Raw genomic sequence first — 17,038 nt, forward strand, 5'->3', positions numbered from 1 at the left:
CGCCGTGTGGATCCCCCTGCTGATGCCGCTGCTCGCGGTGCCGGCCGCCCGCCGGCTGGCGGAGTCGCTGCCGCCGCGCGCCGCGGCCTGGCTGCTGACCGGCTGCGCGGTCGCGCTGGCCGGCTGTACGACCGCGGCGCTCGGCCTGCTGCTGACCGCCGGGGCGCTGCGACTGCCGCCGGTCGCCGCCCTGGACCATCTCTCCCTGCCGCTGCTGGGCGGCGATCCGGTTGTGTCGGTCCCCGCCGCCGGTGCCGCCGCCGGTCTGCTCGGCGCCACCGCCGTCGCCGCCGTCCATCGCATGCGCCGCCACCACACCGAACTCCGTACCGCGCGCCTCGCCACCGACGCCCACCCCACCTCCGGCGATCTGTGCGTCCTGCCGCACGCCGCGCCCGACGCCTACGCCCTGCCGGGACGGCCGGGCCGGGTGGTGGTCACGGCCGGGATGCTGCGGGCCCTGCCCCCGGACGAGCGGGAGGCGCTGTTCGCCCATGAGCGCGCCCATCTCGCGGGCCGGCACCATCTCTTCCTGCTCACGGCCGCGCTGGCCGCGGTCTGCCACCCCCTGCTCCGGCCCCTGCGCGCCCCGCTGGCCTACGCCCTGGAACGCTGGGCCGACGAAACCGCCGCCTCCCGGGTGGGCGACCGCCGCGTCACCGCCCGCGCCATCGGCCGCGCCGCGCTGGCCGCCCGCCCCGCCGCCGCGGACGCCCACCGCCCCGGCACCGTCCTCGCCGCGGCCACCGGCCCGGTCCCCCGCCGCGTCGCCGCCCTCCTGGCCCCCGAACGACCCGCGCCCCCTCCGCCGCGCACCGCCGTCCACGGCCGCCGCCTGATCGCCGCAGCCGCCCTGCTTGCCTGTCTGGGCCTGTCCGCGGCCTCCGCGCTGGACGCCGCGACCGATCTTCACGAGACGGTGGAGACCGCTCACGTTTTCGGCCGTCCCGTCGTGGGGCAACGTGCGTGGGGGCGGGCCGGCATGGTCTTTTTCCCGTGCCGACACGGTGCACCGGACCGCCCAGGTCCACCCCCACCGGCCTTCTTCCCACCCCCAACGGGAGGGGACGGGCCGGAGCGGGTGGGGTGCCGGACGTAAAGCGAAGCAGTCCGGCACCCCACCCGCTCCGGCCCGTCCCCTCCCGTGGGTGAGTAAGTGAGGGTGGGTGGGGGGCTTGTCCGACGTCTCGGTGCGGGGTGGAAGGTTCTCCGACGCGGCAACGTCCATCTCCTCGGCTCGAAAGTCCATTGCTCCGGTGCGGTGGGCAGGTGAAGCCTGCTGGCGCGAAGGCTCGCACGACTCGTCCCTGTACCTCGTCGCACCGAGGAGGACCGAAGGATGCACCGAACGCGCACCGCGGCGGCCACCGCGTGGGCCGTGGCCCTGGCCGTGCTCCCTCTGACGGGCATGGCCGGGCCGCCGGGCGGCGGCGGGCAGGCGGGGCGGGACGGCGCCCGGGACGGTCTGGGAGTTGCCGCTTCCCGTGCCCTCTCCCCCACGCCCCGGTCCGTCCGGAGCCGGTCCGACCAGGTCACCATCACCCGCTCCGTGACGGTCGTCGCCGGGCCGGACACCGATGCCCCGGCACTGGCCGTCGTCGAGAAATCGCTCAAGGACGCCGGTGCGGACCGGGTCGTACGGGCCGGAAGGGACCCGGGGGACGGGCAGCTGGCGGTGTATGTGGGCGGGGCGGGGGCGTCGCGCGCGTTGCGGGCACTGGGGGCCCGGGGGCCGGACGGGCTGCCCGCCGGGGGCTATGCGCTGGCCGTCGGCGGGGGCCGGATCGCGTTGTCCGGCAAGGACGCCACCGGTACGTACTACGCCGCGCAGTCGCTGCGGCAGCTGCTCCCCCACCGGGAGCGGCCGGGCGCGCGGGTGCGGGGCACCGCCGTACGCGACTGGCCGGCCACCCCGCTGCGGGGTGTCATCGAGGGCTTCTACGGAACCCCTTGGTCGCACGAGGCCCGGCTCGACCAGCTCGACTTCTACGGCGAGCACAAGATGAACATCTATGTGTACTCGCCCAAGGACGACCCCTACCTGCGGGCGAAGTGGCGCGACCCCTACCCCGCGGACCGGCTCGCGCAGCTCAAGGAGCTGGTGGACCGGGCGCACGAGCGGCATGTGGAATTCACCTACGCGCTCTCCCCGGGGCTGTCGGTCTGCTACAGCTCCGACGCGGACCGCAAGGCAGTGACCGCCAAGTTCCAGACGCTGTGGGACATCGGGGTGCGGACCTTCGCGGTGCCGCTGGACGACATCAGTTACACGGACTGGAACTGCGCGGCGGACAAGGACGCGTTCGGGACCGGCGGCGGGGCGGCGGGGGCGGCGCAGGCGCAGCTGCTCAATCGCGTCCAGCAGGAGTTCATCGCCCGGCATCCCGGTGCCGGGCCGCTGCAGATGGTGCCGACCGAGTACTACGACGTGAAGCCGTCGCCGTACAAGAAGGCGCTGGCCGCCCGGCTGGACAAGGACGTACTGGTCGAGTGGACGGGCGTGGGGGTGATCGCGCCGACGATGACCGTGGCCCAGGCGCGGCAGGCCCGGGAGGTGTTCGGGCACCCGATCCTGACGTGGGACAACTACCCGGTCAATGACTATGTGACCAGCCGGTTGCTGCTCGGGCCGTTCAACGGCCGGGAGAAGGGGCTGCCGGGGCAGCTGGCGGGGATCACCGCGAACCCGATGATCCAGCCTGCCGCGTCCAAGCTCGCGCTGTACACGGTGGCCGACTACGCGTGGAACGACACGGCGTATGACGCCCGTGCCTCCTGGGGTGCGGCGATCGCGGAGCTGGCCGGCGGCGACGCCCGGACGGCACGGGCGCTGCGTGCCTTCGCCGATGCCCACTACGCCTCGTCGCTCAATCCGCAGCAGGCGCCTGAACTGGCCGCTGCCATAGCGCAGTTCGGCAAGGACGGCGATGTGCGGCGGCTGGACGGGGTGCTGCGGAACCTGCGGGACGCGCCGGGGGTGCTGCGGGACCGGCTCGCCGACCGGGGGTTCGTCAAGGACAGCGGGCCGTGGCTGGATGCCACCCGGGCCTGGGGTGTCGCGGCGCGCGGTGCCCTTCAGCTGATCGAGGCCACCAGGGCGGGGGACGATGCCAAGGCCTGGCAACTGCGGCAGCACGTACCGGAGTTGGTGCGGACCGCCGCCTCGTTCGTGTATGTGGACATGTCGGGGAAGAGGGTTCCGGTGCTGGTGGCGGACGGAGTGCTGGACACCTTCGTCGAGGCGGCGGTGGCCGAGCACGACGCGGCGCTGGGCGTCGTCGGCCGTCCGAAGGGGTCGACGAATCTGGCCGTCTACCAGGACCACGCGGCCTCCCGGATGACCGATGGTGACGATGCCACCTACTTCTGGAGCGGCGCGGCGCCCCGGGCCGGCTCCTTCGTGGAGCTGGATCTGCGTGCGGAGCGTGCGCTGGGGACCGTACGGCTGGCGATGGGCAAGAGCGGCAGCCCGGACGACTATCTGCGGCACGGCGTCCTGGAGTACTCGTCGGACCACAGGAACTGGCACCCGCTGGCCTCGTTCGACGGGACGGCCGAGGCCGTCGCGGAACCGCCGGCCGGGACCAGGGCCCGGTATGTCCGCGCACGGGCCACTGCGGCGCAGGACAACTGGCTGGTGGTGCGGGAGTTCACGGTGGCCGGGGACGGTGCGGCGACGGTGGCCGGCGGCCCGCCCGCGGCGGCGGGCAGCGCGCTGCGGTCGGCGGGGGACGGTGACCCGGCGACCGCCTATCGCGCGGCGCGTTCGGCGCAGCCGGGTGAGGCGCTGGAGTTCACCCCGGACGCGCCCCGCAGGGCGCGGTCCGTCACCGTCCTCCGGCCGCAGGGCGCACCCGCCGGGGCGGCGGCGGTCGAGGTCCGTACGGGCGGTGCCTGGCGCACGCTCGGCACGCTGTCCGGGGCCTTGACGCGGCTGCCGGCCGGCGACGGCGCGATCGGGGGCGTGCGCCTGGTCTGGCGGGACGGGGCACCGGCGCCCGAGGTCAATGAGGTGATACTGCACTGAGGGGAACCGAGGGACTGACGGGGGGGGCACCTTTTCCGACGGGCCGCGTCATCGAGCCCTCGGTCCGTGCCGTGCGTCCTACTCTGAGGCTCTGGCCGCCGCCCTCGTCCCGGAGGAGACCGACCCATGGCCCGACCCGCGCCCGATGCCCCCCGTCCGACCGCGGCCGCCGTGCTCGATGACGCGGTCCGTTCCCTCGCCCCGGACACCGATGCCAACCGGCTGGTCTCGCGGATCGAGGCGGGGGCGGCGCCGCGCTCCGTGTTCGCCACCTTCGCCCTCGAACAGCATCATGTGATCAGCGCCGACCGGCTCAGCTTCCAGCATCTGGCGCGGCGGGCGGACGGCGATCCGCCCGTGGCCGACTTCTTCGACCTGCTCGCCCAGGGCGAGGCGCTGGCCATGAAGCAGCTGGCCGGGCTGGCGGACGCCTGTGAGCTGAGCGAGCGGCAGATCGCGGAGTACCAGCCGCGCCCCGGGTGCCAGGCCTACCCCTCCTACGCGGCGCGGCTCGCCCTTGGCGGCGAGCCGTCCGACGTGGCGATCGCGCTGACCGCCAACTTCGCGGCGTGGGGCGGCTATTGCGCGATCGTGGAAGCCGCGATGCGGGACCACTACGCCTTCCCCGAGGAGGCTTGTCGGTTCTTCGGCTTCTTCGCCGGTCCGGCACCGGCCGTCGACGAGAAGGCACGCCAGGCGGTGCAGCACGGCCTCGACACCGGCCAGGCGCGGCCGGTCACGGCGCACCGCTACGGCCGCCTCCTCCAGGCGTATGAACTCATGTTCTGGAACTGCGTCGCCGAGTGATCCGGGCGTAGGGCCTGTCGTCGACGTCCCGCCTGCGGACGAGGGTGCCTCGCCGGTGGAGCGGGGCGGGCCGGCCGCGGTCAGGCGTGGTGCGGCCGTTCGAGCAGCCGGCCGGTGGGGGCGGCAAGGGTGGTGCCGTCGTGGACCTCCCGGCCGCGCAGCCAGGTGGACCGTACGACACCGTGCAGGGTCTTGCCGGCGTAGGCGGTGATCTTGTTGCGGTGCTGGAGGGCCTGCGGGTCGACGGTGAAGGTCTCCTCGGGGGCGAGGACCGCGAAGTCCGCGTCCCGGCCGGGCTCGATGGCCCCCTTGTGGCCGAGTCCGGCCAGCGCCGCGGGCGCGGTGGCCATCCAGCGCACCACGTCATCGAGGGTGTGACCGCGCTCGCGGGCCTCGGTCCAGATGGCGGGCAGGCCGAGCTGGAGGGAGGAGATGCCGCCCCAGGCCGCGCCGAAGTCGGCGGTCTTGAGGTCGGCGGTGGAGGGCGAGTGGTCGGAGACGATGCAATCGAGGGTGCCGTCGGCCAGTCCCTCCCACAGGGCGTCCCGGTTAGCGGCCTCGCGGATCGGCGGGCAGCACTTGAACTCCGTTGCGCCGTCCGGGATTTCCTCGGCGGTCAGGGTGAGGAAGTGCGGGCAGGACTCGACGGTGATCTTGACGCCCTCGCGCTTGGCGGCGGCGATCAGGGGCAGCGCGTCGCTGGAGGACAGGTGCAGGACGTGTACCCGCGCGTCGAGCCGCCGGGCGAGCGCGATCAGTCCGGCGATGGCGTCGTTCTCGCAGGCGCGGGGGCGGGAGGCGAGGAAGTCGGCGTACTTCGGGCCGTGCGGCTGGGGGGCCGCGCCCAGATGGCCGGGGTCCTCGGCGTGCACGATCAGCAGGCCGCCGAAGCCCGCGATCTCACCGAGGGCGGCGGCCAGTTGCTCCTGGTCGAGCTCGGGGAACTCGTCCACGCCCGAGGGCGAGAGAAAGCATTTGAAACCGAAGACACCGGCGTCGTGCAGCGGCCGCAGCTCCTTGACGTTGCCGGGGATGGCACCGCCCCAGAAGCCGACGTCGACATGGGCCTTGGGGCGGGCGACCGCGCGCTTGGTGTCGAGGTGGGCGGCCGTGGTGGTGGGCGGGAGGCTGTTGAGCGGCATGTCCAGGAGGGTGGTGATACCGCCGGCCGCGGCCGCGCGGGTGGCGGTCCAGAAGCCCTCCCACTCGGTGCGGCCGGGGTCGTTGACGTGGACGTGGGTGTCGACGAGGCCGGGCAGCAGGACATCGTCACCGAAGTCCCGTACCCGCGCCCCGGCCGGAGCCTCGGCGTCGTGCGGCAGCACCGCGGTGATCGTGCCGCCCGCGACGGTGACGGACGCGGCGCGCGTCCCCTGGGGGGTGACGACGCGTGTGGAGCGCAGCACCAGCTCTGTTTCGGACACCCGGTCCCCTCCTCGTTTCTGTCTTCATCGTTGCGTCCGGGCCTACGGGGCGCACGGCCGCCGCGAGGTGCCGTGGCATCCGGGGCACGGACGCCCGTAGGAACGGCCTGCGGGAACGGCCCGCGAAGACCACGAATTCAACAATCTGTTGAACGAGTCTTCACTCCGGACCGCGGCCCGTCAAGACCCCTCGACCGGCACCGGCACAGCGAGCGCCCCGGCCCCCTGCGGCGCCGCGGGTTCCTCCGCCACAACGGCCCCGACGTGCGACGGGATGATCTCCTCCGGGACCGGGCCGGCGCCGGCCGCGGCGCGCTCACGGCGGGAGAGCAGGGCGTAGAGCGCCCCGGCGAGCCCCATCCCGAAGATCCAGGAGAACGGCGCGACCACGGCGAAGGCCGGGACGAGGGCGAGCGCGGCACAGACCGCGGCGGCCGGCAGGAAAGCGGCCACGGCCTTCGGGTTGTAGCCCCTGCGGTAGAAGTAGGCGCCCCGGGCGTCGGCCGAGAACAGCGCATCGACGTCGATCCGGCCGCGGCGCACCAGGTGGTAGTCGACGAGCAGGATCGCCACCAGGGGGCCGAGGAAGGCGCCGAGCGCTCCCAGGAAGTACTGGATCACCAGCGCGGACGAATAGAGCTTCCAGGGCATGACGACGATCGCCAGCACCGCGGTGATCATGCCGCCGCGCTTGAAGTTCAGGTACTTCGGCGCGAGGTTGGCGAAGTCGTAGGCGGGCGAGACGAAGTTGGCGACGACATTGATGCCGATGGTGGCGACGATGAAGGCCAGCGCGCCGATGACCGTGACCACCGGATTGTCGATCTTCTGGATCACCTTCACCGGGTCGTAGATCGCCTCGCCGAAGACCGAGATCGTGCCCGCGGTGACGAGGACGGCGACCACGGCGAAGGCGGTGAAGTTCACCGGCAGCCCGATCAGATTGCCGCGCCGGTAGGAGCGGTGGTCGGGGGTGAAGCGGGCGAAGTCGGCGTAGTTGAGGACCAGGGTCAGGAAGGTGGCGACGGTCAGGCTGACCGCGATCAGGCTCTGCTCGGCCTGGGCGGGGCCGCTGAGGCCGGTGAGGCTGCGGGTCAGCGAGATGTCACCGCCGGCCTTGACGACCAGATACACCGCGAGCGCGAGGACGACCAGCCAGACCACCGGCCCGGTCGCGAAGTCCTGGACCTTGCGGATGAACTCCATCCCCCGGGTCAGCAGGACGGCCTGCAGCCCCCACATCACCAGGAAGGCGACCCAGCCCAGCGTGGACAGTCCCAGCACCGAGTTGTGGTGGTAGGCCGCCAGCCCGGGCGCGAGCTGCAGCGTCAGCAGGACCACGGCGGTGGAGGCCAGCCAGGTCTGGATGCCGTACCAGGCCACGGCCATGACCGCGCGCAGCAGGGCGGGGATGTTGGCGCCGTAGACGCCCCAGCTGGCGCGGGCGAGCACCGGGTAGGGGACGCCGGTCCGGTGCCCGGCGTGCCCCATCCGGTTCATCAGCCAGTGGACGATCGTGATGCCGGCCAGCAGCGCCACGAACACCTCCCAGGCGGGCAGGCCGAGCACGAACAGGCTGGCGGCGAAGGCGTAGTTGCTGATCGCGTGGGTGTCGGACATCCACAGCGCGAAGATGCTGTACGTGCCCCAGGTGCGCTCGGGGGCCGGTGCCAGGTCCCCGTTGAAGAGGCGTGGGTCCGGCTGCGGGGGCTTCGGGGGTGTGGTCACGTGTCCTCCCGGGCGGGTGGGGTGGAGCTTACAGCGGCATGGGGGCCAGTTGTCAGATGTCTGATGTCTGTACGGAAAATGCGGCGGGACGTGGGGAGTCCTGGGCACGCCCCGGGGACGGGCGCAGATGTGTGCTCAGCGGCCAGGAGCCGATGGCCTTGGGGCGGGGCGGTGCGAAGCTGCGTCCCGCGCTGGTGGTCAGCCCGAGACCGACGACAGCCTCCGCGAACTTCACCGCGGCGGCGACCCCGTCGACCACGGGAATCCCCAGCGCCGCCGCGACCCTCTCCTGGAGTCCGGCCATGCCCCCACAGCCCAGGCAGATCACCTCGGCGCCGGCCCGGACCACCTCGCGGGCGGTCTCGATGATCACTTCGACGGTCCGCTCCGGGTCCTCCTCCAGTTCCAGGACACCGAGCCCGGTGCCGCGCACCGCGGCGCAACGCTGCAGCAGCCCGGCGGTCAGCAGCCGGTCCCGGATCTGCGGTACGGCACGGTCGAGCGTGGTGACGATGCCGTAGGCGTGGCCGAGCATCATCGCCATCTGGGCGGCGCTCTCGGTGATGTCCAGGACGGGGACGTCCAGCAGCTCCTGGGCGCCCTCCCGGCCCGGCTCGCCGAACCCGGCCATGACCAGCGCGTCGAAGGGCGTATCGAAGGTGGCGAGCCGGTCCAGCACGGCCGCGGCGCTGAGATAGCCCTCGAAGTGACCCTCGATCGACTCCGGCCCCCACCGGGGCTGGGTCGCGATGATCTCGGTGCCCGGGGCGGCGGCCGCGGTGGCGGTGACGCGGATGGCGGCGGTCATGGAAGCCGTGGTGTTCGGGTTCATGACGAGAAGGCGCATGACTCTCCAAACGATTTGGAGGATTCCACAGAATGAACAGTAGGTTTCGCGCAGCAGAACGTAGCTACGGCCCCTGGCGCCGTCAAGGGTTCGCGGCTAGGAGCTTGCCGGTCAGCTCGCACCGTGAGACAAAGAGGGCCTGACCGGCGGGAACGAGTGTGCGAGAGACCGTGTGCCCGCGTAACGGGACCGGTAGGCTTCTCCGGTCGGGCCCGGCGCCCGCCGGCACCGGCCGAGACCGATCCGACCCGCCCCGAAAGGAACGCGACGTGCCGTCGTCCAGCGCCAGCACCTCCGCCGCCGAAGCCAAGCCCGCGGGCGCCAGCGGCGGCGTCCAGTCCCTTGAGCGCGCCTTCGACCTGCTGGAGCGGATGGCCGACGCCGGTGGCGAGGTGGGCCTGAGCGAGCTCTCCAGCAGCAGCGGGCTGCCGCTGCCCACCATCCACCGCCTGATGCGCACGCTCGTCGCCTGCGGCTACGTCCGGCAGCAGCCCAACCGCCGCTACGCACTCGGCCCGCGCCTGATCCGGCTCGGCGAAAGCTCCTCCCGGCTGCTGGGCACCTGGGCCCGGCCGTTCCTGGCCCGCCTGGTCGAGGAGACCGGCGAGACCGCCAACATGGCGCTGCTCGACGGTGACGAGATCGTCTATGTCGCCCAGGTGCCCTCGCGGCACGCGGTGCGGATGTTCACCGAGGTCGGCCGGCGGGTGCTGCCGCACTCCACCGGCGTCGGCAAGGCCCTGCTGGCCCATCACTCCCCGGAGGAGGTCCGCGCCCTGCTCGGCCGCACGGGCATGCCGGCCGCGACCGAGAAGACCATCACCAACCCGGACCGCTTCCTGGAAGCCCTCGCCGATGTGCGCCGCCTGGGCTACGCGGTCGACGACAACGAGCAGGAGATCGGCGTCCGCTGCCTCGCGGTGCCGGTGCCCAACTCCCCCACCTCGGCGGCGATCTCCATCTCCGGACCGACCGGACGGGTGACCGAGGCCGCGACGGACAAGATCGTCCCGGTGCTGCAGGACGTCGCGGCGCAGCTGTCGGTGGCGCTGGCCAATCAGACGCCGGCGTAGGCGCAGCGGACCCCGCGTACCCGCCCGGGTACGCGGTCACCGGCCGCGCGGCAGCTCACCGAAGCGGTCGATCCCCGCACGCACCTCGGTGAGCGCGGGCGACAGCGCACTCACCGAGCCGACCGCCCCGGCGATCAGCAGCAGCGAACGGCGCAGCCGGGGCACCTCCGGCAGGCCGTGGCTCACCATCGCGTCCAGCGCGGCCAGCTCGTCATCGGCCGCCACCCGATCCGGTAACTCGCCCGGAAGCAATGCCAGTTGCCGACGCAGCCGGGCCACCGCCCCGCGTAGCTCCTGGACCCGTGGGTCGTCCTCGACCCCGGTCACCCGTCCGTCCCTCTGCAGCTGCTCCACAACGACGGCGTCCTCCAAGGCCGTTGCCCGTTCCGCCATGCCGGACAGTTAACGCCACTCTGCGCTGATGGCGCCACACGGAGAGCGAAAAAACCGGATCACCGAGCGGAAGCGGCCGGGAACAGCCCGGAACGGCCGTGCCGCGCCATACCCCGAATCGACCTGACGATGCGTCAGCACATGCGTTCCCCTCGCCACCCTTTGGTGTGGGTGCGCACGGTCCGAAGCGTATGCCGCAGCGAGATGGAGCATTCTCCCTTTCAAGGAAATATCCGGCATATCACCGAATCGGAGAGTGTCATGGAGTCCAACTCCGGCCCCGACACCGGCTCGAACCACCACCGCGGCGTCAGCGTCGTGCAACTCATCTGCCGCGCGTACGGCCTCTCCGATGCCTCGGAGATCACCCTGGAGCACATACACCGTTACGTCGCCGAGCGCCGGCGCGCGGAGGAACGCACACCTCACCTGCGCGACCGGCTGCGGCCGGGCATCCCCCGCCCCCGGGCCGCCGGCGACGCGGCCTGACCGGCACCCCCGGGCGAACCGCCCTCACCGGACCGGGAGGCCGGGCGCCACGAGGGAAGCAGCCCCCTGAGGCAAGCACCCTCCATGAGGTAAGCAGTCCCCATGACGCCGAGGACGCCCGGACGGCCGGGAGCACCGCAAGAACAGTCACCACACGCCCGGCCGGGCACCGATGAGGGGCCGCGGCACGCCGGGCGGCCCGGGGGGAGGGTGGCCGGCCTGCTGCTCGCCGCGGGCGGCGGGCGCCGCCTGGGAGGACGGCCCAAAGCGCTGCTCGACCACCGGGGACGGCCGTTGGTCGAACACGCCGCACGGGCACTGTGGGACGGCGGCTGCGACCCCGTGCACATCGTGCTGGGGGCGGCCGCCGGTTCCGTGCGGGAACGGGCCGATCTCTCGGCGTACGGCGTCTCGGAAAACCCGGACTGGGCCCAGGGTATGGGCTCCTCGCTGCGTGTGGGCCTCGCCGCGCTGGCCGGTTCGGGGGCGGATGCGGTGGTGGTGTCGCTGGTGGACCAGCCGGGCATCGGGGCCGCCGCGGTGGCGCGGGTGGTGGCGGCGTACACGGGCGGCACCTCGCTCGCCTCCGCGGCGTACGACGGCCGCCGGGGCCATCCGGTCCTCTTCGGCGCCGGCCGCTGGCCGGACATCGCCGCCACCGCGACGGGCGACCGCGGTGCGCGCGCCTACCTCCAGGAGCATGCGGACGCGCTCACCCTCGTCGAGTGCTCCGACATCGCCGAGCCGTACGACATCGACACGCCGGAGGATCTGCACCGCCTGCGGTGACCGGTCCGCGGCGGCCGCGTACGCCCCTCGGCAACTCCCGTGCGGCGCAAGGGAGTAGATGCAGGGGAAGCGGTAATGGAGAGTGATCGGCATGGCACCGAGAGCCATTCGATCACCGCTTGTGTCGACTCGGAGAATCTTGACATCAACAAACCATTGAAGTTCCGCGATAAGGAAACTAGTCTCCACTGGTCAGAAGCGCCCTGAACCCTGACGGCGCCCGCGACCGTATTCCGGAGCCCGCGGCACCCGGTGCCGCCCGGTGCTTCCGGAGGCCGCCAGGCACCGCCGCTGAATGGAGTGACACGCATGTCCGCACCAGCGCCGTCCCCGCTGGCCATCGTCGACGTCGACCCCGCTCACGCCCCCGAACGCCAGGGCGAGGTCCTTACCGACGCCGCGCTCACCTTCGTCGCCGAGCTGCACCGCCGGTTCACCCCGCGCCGCGACGAACTGCTCGCCCGCCGCGCCGGGCGCCGTGCGGAGATCGCCCGGACCAGCACCCTGGACTTCCTCCCCGAGACCGCGGAGATCCGCGCGGACGACAGCTGGAGGGTGGCCGGGGCGCCCGCCGCGCTCAACGACCGTCGGGTGGAGATCACCGGCCCCACCGACCGCAAGATGACGATCAACGCGCTCAACTCGGGCGCCAGGGTCTGGCTCGCCGACTTCGAGGACGCCTCCGCCCCGACCTGGGAGAACGTCGTCTCCGGCCAGCTCAACCTGATCGACGCCTACGAGCGCCGGATCGACTTCACCGACCCCGCCTCCGGGAAGTCGTACGCCCTCAAGCCCGCCGGGGAGCTGGCCACCGTCGTGATGCGCCCGCGCGGGTGGCACCTGGACGAGCGCCACCTCCAGTTCGAGGGCCGGCCGGTGCCCGGTGCGCTGGTCGACTTCGGCCTCTACTTCTTCCACAACGCCCAGCGCCTGCTGGACCTGGGCAAGGGCCCGTACTTCTACCTGCCGAAGACCGAGTCGCACCTGGAGGCCCGCCTCTGGAACGAGATCTTCGTCTTCGCGCAGGACTATCTCGGCATCCCGCAGGGCACCGTGCGCGCCACCGTCCTGATCGAGACCATCACGGCCGCGTACGAGATGGAGGAGATCCTGTACGAGCTGCGCGACCACGCCTCGGGGCTGAACGCCGGCCGCTGGGACTACCTCTTCTCCATCGTCAAGAACTTCCGTGACGGCGGCGCCAAGTTCGTCCTCCCGGACCGCAACGCGGTCACGATGACCGCCCCGTTCATGCGCGCCTACACCGAACTCCTCGTCCGCACCTGCCACAAGCGCGGGGCGCACGCGATCGGCGGCATGGCGGCCTTCATCCCCAACCGCCGCGACCCCGAGGCCAACGAGAAGGCCCTCGCCAAGGTCAAGAACGACAAGGACCGCGAGGCCGGCGACGGCTTCGACGGCTCCTGGGTCGCCCACCCCGACCTGGTCCCGGTCGCCCGCGCCTCCTTCGACGCGGTCCTCGGCGACAAGCCGCACCAGAAGGACCGCCTGCGCGAGGACGTCGACGTCCAGGCCGCCGATCTGATCGCGATCGACTCCCTGGACGCCAAGCCCACCTACCAGGGCCTGATCGACGCGGTCCAGGTCGGCACCCGTTACATCGAGGCCTGGCTGCGCGGTCTGGGCGCCGTCGCCATCTTCGGCCTCATGGAGGACGCCGCCACCGCCGAGATCTCCCGCTCCCAGATCTGGCAGTGGGTCGACGCGGGGGTCGTCTTCGAGAACGGCGAGAAGGCCACCGCCGAGCTGGTGCGCGCGGTCGCCGCGGAGCAACTGGCCGCCATCCGCGCCGAGGTCGGCGAGGACGCCTTCACCTCCGGCAGGTGGCAGCAGGCCCACGACCTGCTGCTCCGGGTCGCCCTGGACGAGAACTACACGGAGTTCCTGACGCTGCCCGCGTACGAGCTGCTGGGCTGAGGCTTCGCCCGTAGGGGGCTCCCCTTCACCCCCGAGAGGCCGGTACGTACACCGCGGTGCGGTACGTACCGGCCCCTCGCCCTTACGGGGCACCCGGCCCGGTAGGCCGCGGCGTACTCGGCCAGGAAGGCCGCCTCGGCGATCAGCGCGCCACGGGGCTACGTCTTATAGTGGCTCGGCACTACAAGCGTAGTAAGAACCGGTTCGGCACGAAGGGCGCTCAAAGTGGCACGACGGCGGGAGCAGGTGCTGGACGCAGGCATCCAGGTCCTGGGCAGCGCGGGGGCACGGGGACTGACCTACCAGGCCGTGGATGCCGCGGCAGGGGTCCCGTCGGGCACCGCCTCCAACTACTTCCGCAACCGGGCGGCCCTGATCGACGGCATCGTCGACCACGTCCAGGCCCTGGACCACCGCGACTGGGAGGCCTTCGCCGCGGCGGCCGACCCGGCCGACGCTGGTGAACTCGCCGATACCGTCGCCCGGTTCCTCCGGTACACCACCGGCCCCGAGCGGGCCAGGACCGCCGCCCGCTTCGCGCTCTACCTGGAATCCTGGTCCCGCCCCGAGCTCCGCCAGGCACTCGCCCGCGGCCGCGAGACCGTCATCGACTGGGGAGCGGAGTGGCTGCGGCGCATCGGCTCGCCGGCGCCGCGGCGGCACTGCGCGATCCTCTGCGACTACATGGACGGCGTCGCCTTCCGCCAACTCTCCTTTCCTGACGAGGAATTCGACCCGAGGCCAGGGCTTCGCGAGCTGCTGGGCGGGCTGCTGGACTGAAGGGACGGAGGAGTTCCGGCCACCGCACAGCCGCGGGCCCGCACAGAGCACCGCGCCGCACACAGCGCCCCATGCGGAGAGCCCCATGCGGAGGAGCCCATGCCGAGGAGCCCATGTGTGATTCAGAATGACTGGATGCTCACGCTTGAGACTCCCCGTTTGATCCTGCGTCGCTGGCGCGAGGAAGACGTTGCGCCCATGGCAGCCGTCAATGCCGATCCCGAGGTCATGCGGTGGATCCGTGACGGCAGTGTCCGTGACGAACAGCAGACTCGCACAGGGATCCAGGCATGGGAGAGCGAGTGGGAGACACGGGGCTTCGGCCTGTTCGCCGTGGAGATCCGGTCCACTGGCGAGCTGGCCGGGTTCACCGGCCATTCGGTGCCCGACTTCTTGCCGGAGGTGCTGCCGGCGGTTGAGGTCGGCTGGCGGCTGGGGCGTTCCCACTGGGGGCAGGGCCTGGCCACCGAGGCCGCTGCGGCCGCTGTGCGGTTCGGGTTCGAAGAGCGAGGGCTGGAGCGGGTCGTCAGCATCGCTCAAGTGGGCAACGACGCCTCCGAACGGATCATGACCAAACTGGGGATGCACCCGGTCCGTGAGACCGTCAATCCCGCCTGTGGTCGGCGGGTGCGGGTGTTCGAGCTGTCGTCGGACCAGTACGTCGCCACCACTCGTTGATGGCAGCTACGGGGACGGCAGCCTGCTTGCCGAACTTACCCGGGCCGGCGAGCCGGGCGTAGGCCTCGGCGTACCGGTCAAGGGAGAAGGTCGTGTCCACGGGGACCCGCAAGCGACCGTGGGCGAGCAGGGGAACGACCGGGACCGGCCGCCGCTCCAGTTGGGACTTCCCCTCGCGGTCGATCACTACAGCTCGCATGAGCGCACTCCATGGCCGGCCCCGAGGGGGCGTCAGGCAGTCACAGCCGCGAGGGGGGGGCGTCAGACAGCCACAGCCGCGTCTGCCCGTAGCGGCCGTCGCACTGTCCCCACGTCAGTGGGCGGTTGCCGCCGCGGGCTCGTCGGTGTCGGCCGCCGTGGCGGGGACGGGCTGCGGTGTGGTCGCCGGATCGGACGGGACGGCGGCTGCCGCGGCCGCGTCCGTGTCCGTGTCCGTGTCCGTGTCCGTGTCCGTGTCTCCCAGGGCCTCCCCCTCGGCGTTCCCCTCCGTGTCCGGCGTCTTCCGGTCGAAGTGGTTGAAGACGAGGTTGAGGACGATGGCGACCAGGCAGCCGGTGCTGATGCCGGAGTCCAGGACGACCAGCAGGTCCTTGGGGAGGTTGTGGTAGAAGTCCGGTGCGGCGATGGGGATCAGGCCGATGCCGACGGCCGCGGCGACGATCAGGGCGTTGTCGCCCTTCTCCATCGCTGCGGAGGCCAGGGTCTGGATGCCGCTGGCGGCCACCGAGCCGAAGAGCACGATGCCGGCGCCGCCGAGGACCGGCAGCGGGACCAGCGAGATGACCGAGGCGGCCACCGGGCACAGGCCCAGCACGATCAGGATCAGACCGCTGGTGGCCACGACGAAGCGGCTGCGCACCTTGGTCATCGCGACCAGGCCGATGTTCTGTGCGAAGGCGCTGTTGGCGAAGCCGTTGAAGAGCGGGCTGAGGGCCGTGCCGAGGGTGTCGGCGCGCAGTCCGCCCTCGATGGTGCGCTCGTCCGCCGGGCGGTCGACGATCCTGCCGAGGGCCAGCATGTCGGCCGTCGACTCGGTCATACAGACCAGCATCACGATGCACATGGAGACGATCGCGGCGACGTCGAACTGCGGGACGCCGAAGTGGAACGGCGTCGGGAAACCGATCAGGGACGCCTGGGAGAGGGCGGAGAAGTGGGTGATGCCGACGGGTATCGCGATCAGGGTGCCGGCGACCAGGCCGAGCAGGATCGCGATCTGCTGGAGGAATCCGCGCAGCACCCGGCGCAGCACCAGCACGATCAGGAAGGTCAGCGCGGCCATGCCGATGTTCGTCAGCGAACCGTAGTCCGGGGCCCGGTCGTTGCCCCCCTGGGACCAGTTGAAGGCCACCGGCAGCAGGGAGACGCCGATCAGGGTGATGACGGTGCCGGTGACCACCGGCGGGAAGAACCGTACGAGCTTGGAGAAGTAGGGGGCGAGGAGGAATCCCAGCACACCGGCGACGATCACCGCGCCGAAGATGACCGGCAGTGCGTCGGCGGGGCCGTGCGCCTTGCCGATGGCCACCATGGGGGTGACACCGGCGAACGAAACCCCGTTGACGAAGGGCAGCTTGGCGCCGACCTTCCAGAAGCCCAGCGTCTGCAGCAGCGTCGCGATGCCCGCGGTGAAGAGGCTGGCACCCATCAGGAACGCGGTCTCGGTGGCGCTCAGCCCGCAGGCCGGTCCCACGATCATCGGCGGGGCCACCACTCCCGCGTACATCGCGGCCACGTGCTGGAGGCCGCTGGTGAACATCTTGAGGGGCGGGAGGGTCCGGTCGACCGGATGCTCCCGGTCCTCCTCCGGCTTCTGCCCGGTCATTGCGGCCACTGCGGGCCTCCTTCGTTTTCTGCGTCGCCGGGGGCCGGCGAGGCGAGGCTGTCACGGAGGGCTTGCCATGTGGTGCGTGGTGCAGACAGTTGCCTGGTGAGCGATGCTGCGGGACTCCGCGCTCGTGGCGCGCACGGACGGCGGTGGGGCCGGCCGGCCCGGGGGTGGGAGCCGACCGGCCCGGGGGTACGAGAAGATCCCGCACCCCCGGGTCCGGCGCTTGTGGACCCC

Annotated in this window: 14 protein-coding genes; 9 read left to right on the top strand and 5 right to left on the bottom strand. The window is 72.1% G+C overall.

Translation table 11 applies throughout. The features are described from left to right. Positions 1-4 precede the first annotated feature (4 nt). The 3 genes from ABZ851_RS19290 (at position 5) to ABZ851_RS19300 (ending at position 4,834) form a co-directional block, all read left to right on the top strand. Positions 5-1,099: a M56 family metallopeptidase gene (locus ABZ851_RS19290; RefSeq protein WP_361128774.1), complete on the top strand. Its 1,095-nt coding sequence runs from the start codon at positions 5-7 to the stop codon at positions 1,097-1,099. Between the two features lie 240 nt (positions 1,100-1,339). Further along, complete coding sequence (locus tag ABZ851_RS19295; protein ID WP_361128777.1) at positions 1,340-4,027, top strand: beta-N-acetylglucosaminidase domain-containing protein; 2,688 nt, start codon at positions 1,340-1,342, stop codon at positions 4,025-4,027. Positions 4,028-4,153: 126 nt separating this feature from the next. Then, positions 4,154-4,834, top strand: coding sequence for a transcriptional regulator (locus ABZ851_RS19300; protein ID WP_361128779.1), 681 nt, complete (start codon positions 4,154-4,156; stop codon positions 4,832-4,834). A gap of 80 nt (positions 4,835-4,914) precedes the next feature. Here ABZ851_RS19300 and allB read toward each other — a convergent pair whose 3' ends face one another. The 3 genes from allB to ABZ851_RS19315 all read right to left on the bottom strand — a co-directional run bounded on the left by allB (position 4,915) and on the right by ABZ851_RS19315 (position 8,833). Then, complete coding sequence (gene allB, locus ABZ851_RS19305; RefSeq protein ID WP_361128782.1) at positions 4,915-6,258, bottom strand: allantoinase AllB; 1,344 nt, start codon at positions 6,256-6,258, stop codon at positions 4,915-4,917. Between the two features lie 180 nt (positions 6,259-6,438). Continuing rightward, complete coding sequence (locus ABZ851_RS19310; RefSeq protein ID WP_361128785.1) at positions 6,439-7,986, bottom strand: NCS1 family nucleobase:cation symporter-1; 1,548 nt, start codon at positions 7,984-7,986, stop codon at positions 6,439-6,441. Between the two features lie 52 nt (positions 7,987-8,038). Next, positions 8,039-8,833 (bottom strand): aspartate/glutamate racemase family protein, encoded by a 795-nt coding sequence (locus tag ABZ851_RS19315; protein WP_361128788.1) that lies wholly within the window; start codon positions 8,831-8,833, stop codon positions 8,039-8,041. A gap of 269 nt (positions 8,834-9,102) precedes the next feature. On the opposite strand from ABZ851_RS19315, the gene ABZ851_RS19320 reads away from it, so the two are divergent. Beyond that, positions 9,103-9,906 carry an IclR family transcriptional regulator gene (locus tag ABZ851_RS19320; RefSeq protein WP_361128791.1) on the top strand — a complete coding sequence of 268 codons (804 nt, stop codon included), beginning with the start codon at positions 9,103-9,105 and terminating at the stop codon, positions 9,904-9,906. Between the two features lie 36 nt (positions 9,907-9,942). Here ABZ851_RS19320 and ABZ851_RS19325 read toward each other — a convergent pair whose 3' ends face one another. Then, the gene (locus ABZ851_RS19325; RefSeq protein ID WP_361128947.1) at positions 9,943-10,233 is read right to left on the bottom strand and encodes a DUF5955 family protein; all 291 of its coding nucleotides are present in this window, start codon (positions 10,231-10,233) and stop codon (positions 9,943-9,945) included. Between the two features lie 327 nt (positions 10,234-10,560). On the opposite strand from ABZ851_RS19325, the gene ABZ851_RS19330 reads away from it, so the two are divergent. From ABZ851_RS19330 to ABZ851_RS19350, 5 genes are all read left to right on the top strand, one after another. Beyond that, entirely contained in the window at positions 10,561-10,788 is a 228-nt protein-coding gene (locus ABZ851_RS19330; RefSeq protein ID WP_311623204.1) for a hypothetical protein, read from the top strand. A 210-nt stretch (positions 10,789-10,998) separates the two neighbouring features. After that, positions 10,999-11,577: a nucleotidyltransferase family protein gene (locus ABZ851_RS19335; RefSeq protein WP_361128794.1), complete on the top strand. Its 579-nt coding sequence runs from the start codon at positions 10,999-11,001 to the stop codon at positions 11,575-11,577. A gap of 309 nt (positions 11,578-11,886) precedes the next feature. Further along, complete coding sequence (aceB, locus tag ABZ851_RS19340) at positions 11,887-13,515, top strand: malate synthase A (RefSeq protein WP_361128797.1); 1,629 nt, start codon at positions 11,887-11,889, stop codon at positions 13,513-13,515. A 225-nt stretch (positions 13,516-13,740) separates the two neighbouring features. After that, positions 13,741-14,295 (top strand): TetR family transcriptional regulator, encoded by a 555-nt coding sequence (locus ABZ851_RS19345; protein ID WP_361128800.1) that lies wholly within the window; start codon positions 13,741-13,743, stop codon positions 14,293-14,295. Positions 14,296-14,430: 135 nt separating this feature from the next. Further along, positions 14,431-14,973, top strand: a complete 543-nt coding sequence (locus ABZ851_RS19350) for a GNAT family N-acetyltransferase (protein WP_361128803.1) — start codon at positions 14,431-14,433, stop codon at positions 14,971-14,973. A 313-nt stretch (positions 14,974-15,286) separates the two neighbouring features. Here ABZ851_RS19350 and ABZ851_RS19355 read toward each other — a convergent pair whose 3' ends face one another. After that, on the bottom strand, positions 15,287-16,798 hold the full coding sequence (locus tag ABZ851_RS19355) for a nucleobase:cation symporter-2 family protein (RefSeq protein ID WP_361128950.1): 1,512 nt from the start codon (positions 16,796-16,798) through the stop codon (positions 15,287-15,289). Positions 16,799-17,038 lie beyond the last annotated feature (240 nt).

The organism is Streptomyces sp. NPDC047049, assembly GCF_040643995.1.
Classification (GTDB): domain Bacteria; phylum Actinomycetota; class Actinomycetes; order Streptomycetales; family Streptomycetaceae; genus Streptomyces; species Streptomyces mooreae.

Coding starts and splice junctions, on each gene's coding strand:
- ABZ851_RS19330 (WP_311623204.1), top strand. CDS start 10,561: ATGGAGTCCAACTCCGGCCCCGACACCGGCTCGAACCACCACCGCGGC.
- aceB (WP_361128797.1), top strand. CDS start 11,887: ATGTCCGCACCAGCGCCGTCCCCGCTGGCCATCGTCGACGTCGACCCC.
- ABZ851_RS19300 (WP_361128779.1), top strand. CDS start 4,154: ATGGCCCGACCCGCGCCCGATGCCCCCCGTCCGACCGCGGCCGCCGTG.
- ABZ851_RS19315 (WP_361128788.1), bottom strand. CDS start 8,833: ATGCGCCTTCTCGTCATGAACCCGAACACCACGGCTTCCATGACCGCC.
- ABZ851_RS19295 (WP_361128777.1), top strand. CDS start 1,340: ATGCACCGAACGCGCACCGCGGCGGCCACCGCGTGGGCCGTGGCCCTG.
- ABZ851_RS19355 (WP_361128950.1), bottom strand. CDS start 16,798: ATGACCGGGCAGAAGCCGGAGGAGGACCGGGAGCATCCGGTCGACCGG.
- ABZ851_RS19350 (WP_361128803.1), top strand. CDS start 14,431: ATGCTCACGCTTGAGACTCCCCGTTTGATCCTGCGTCGCTGGCGCGAG.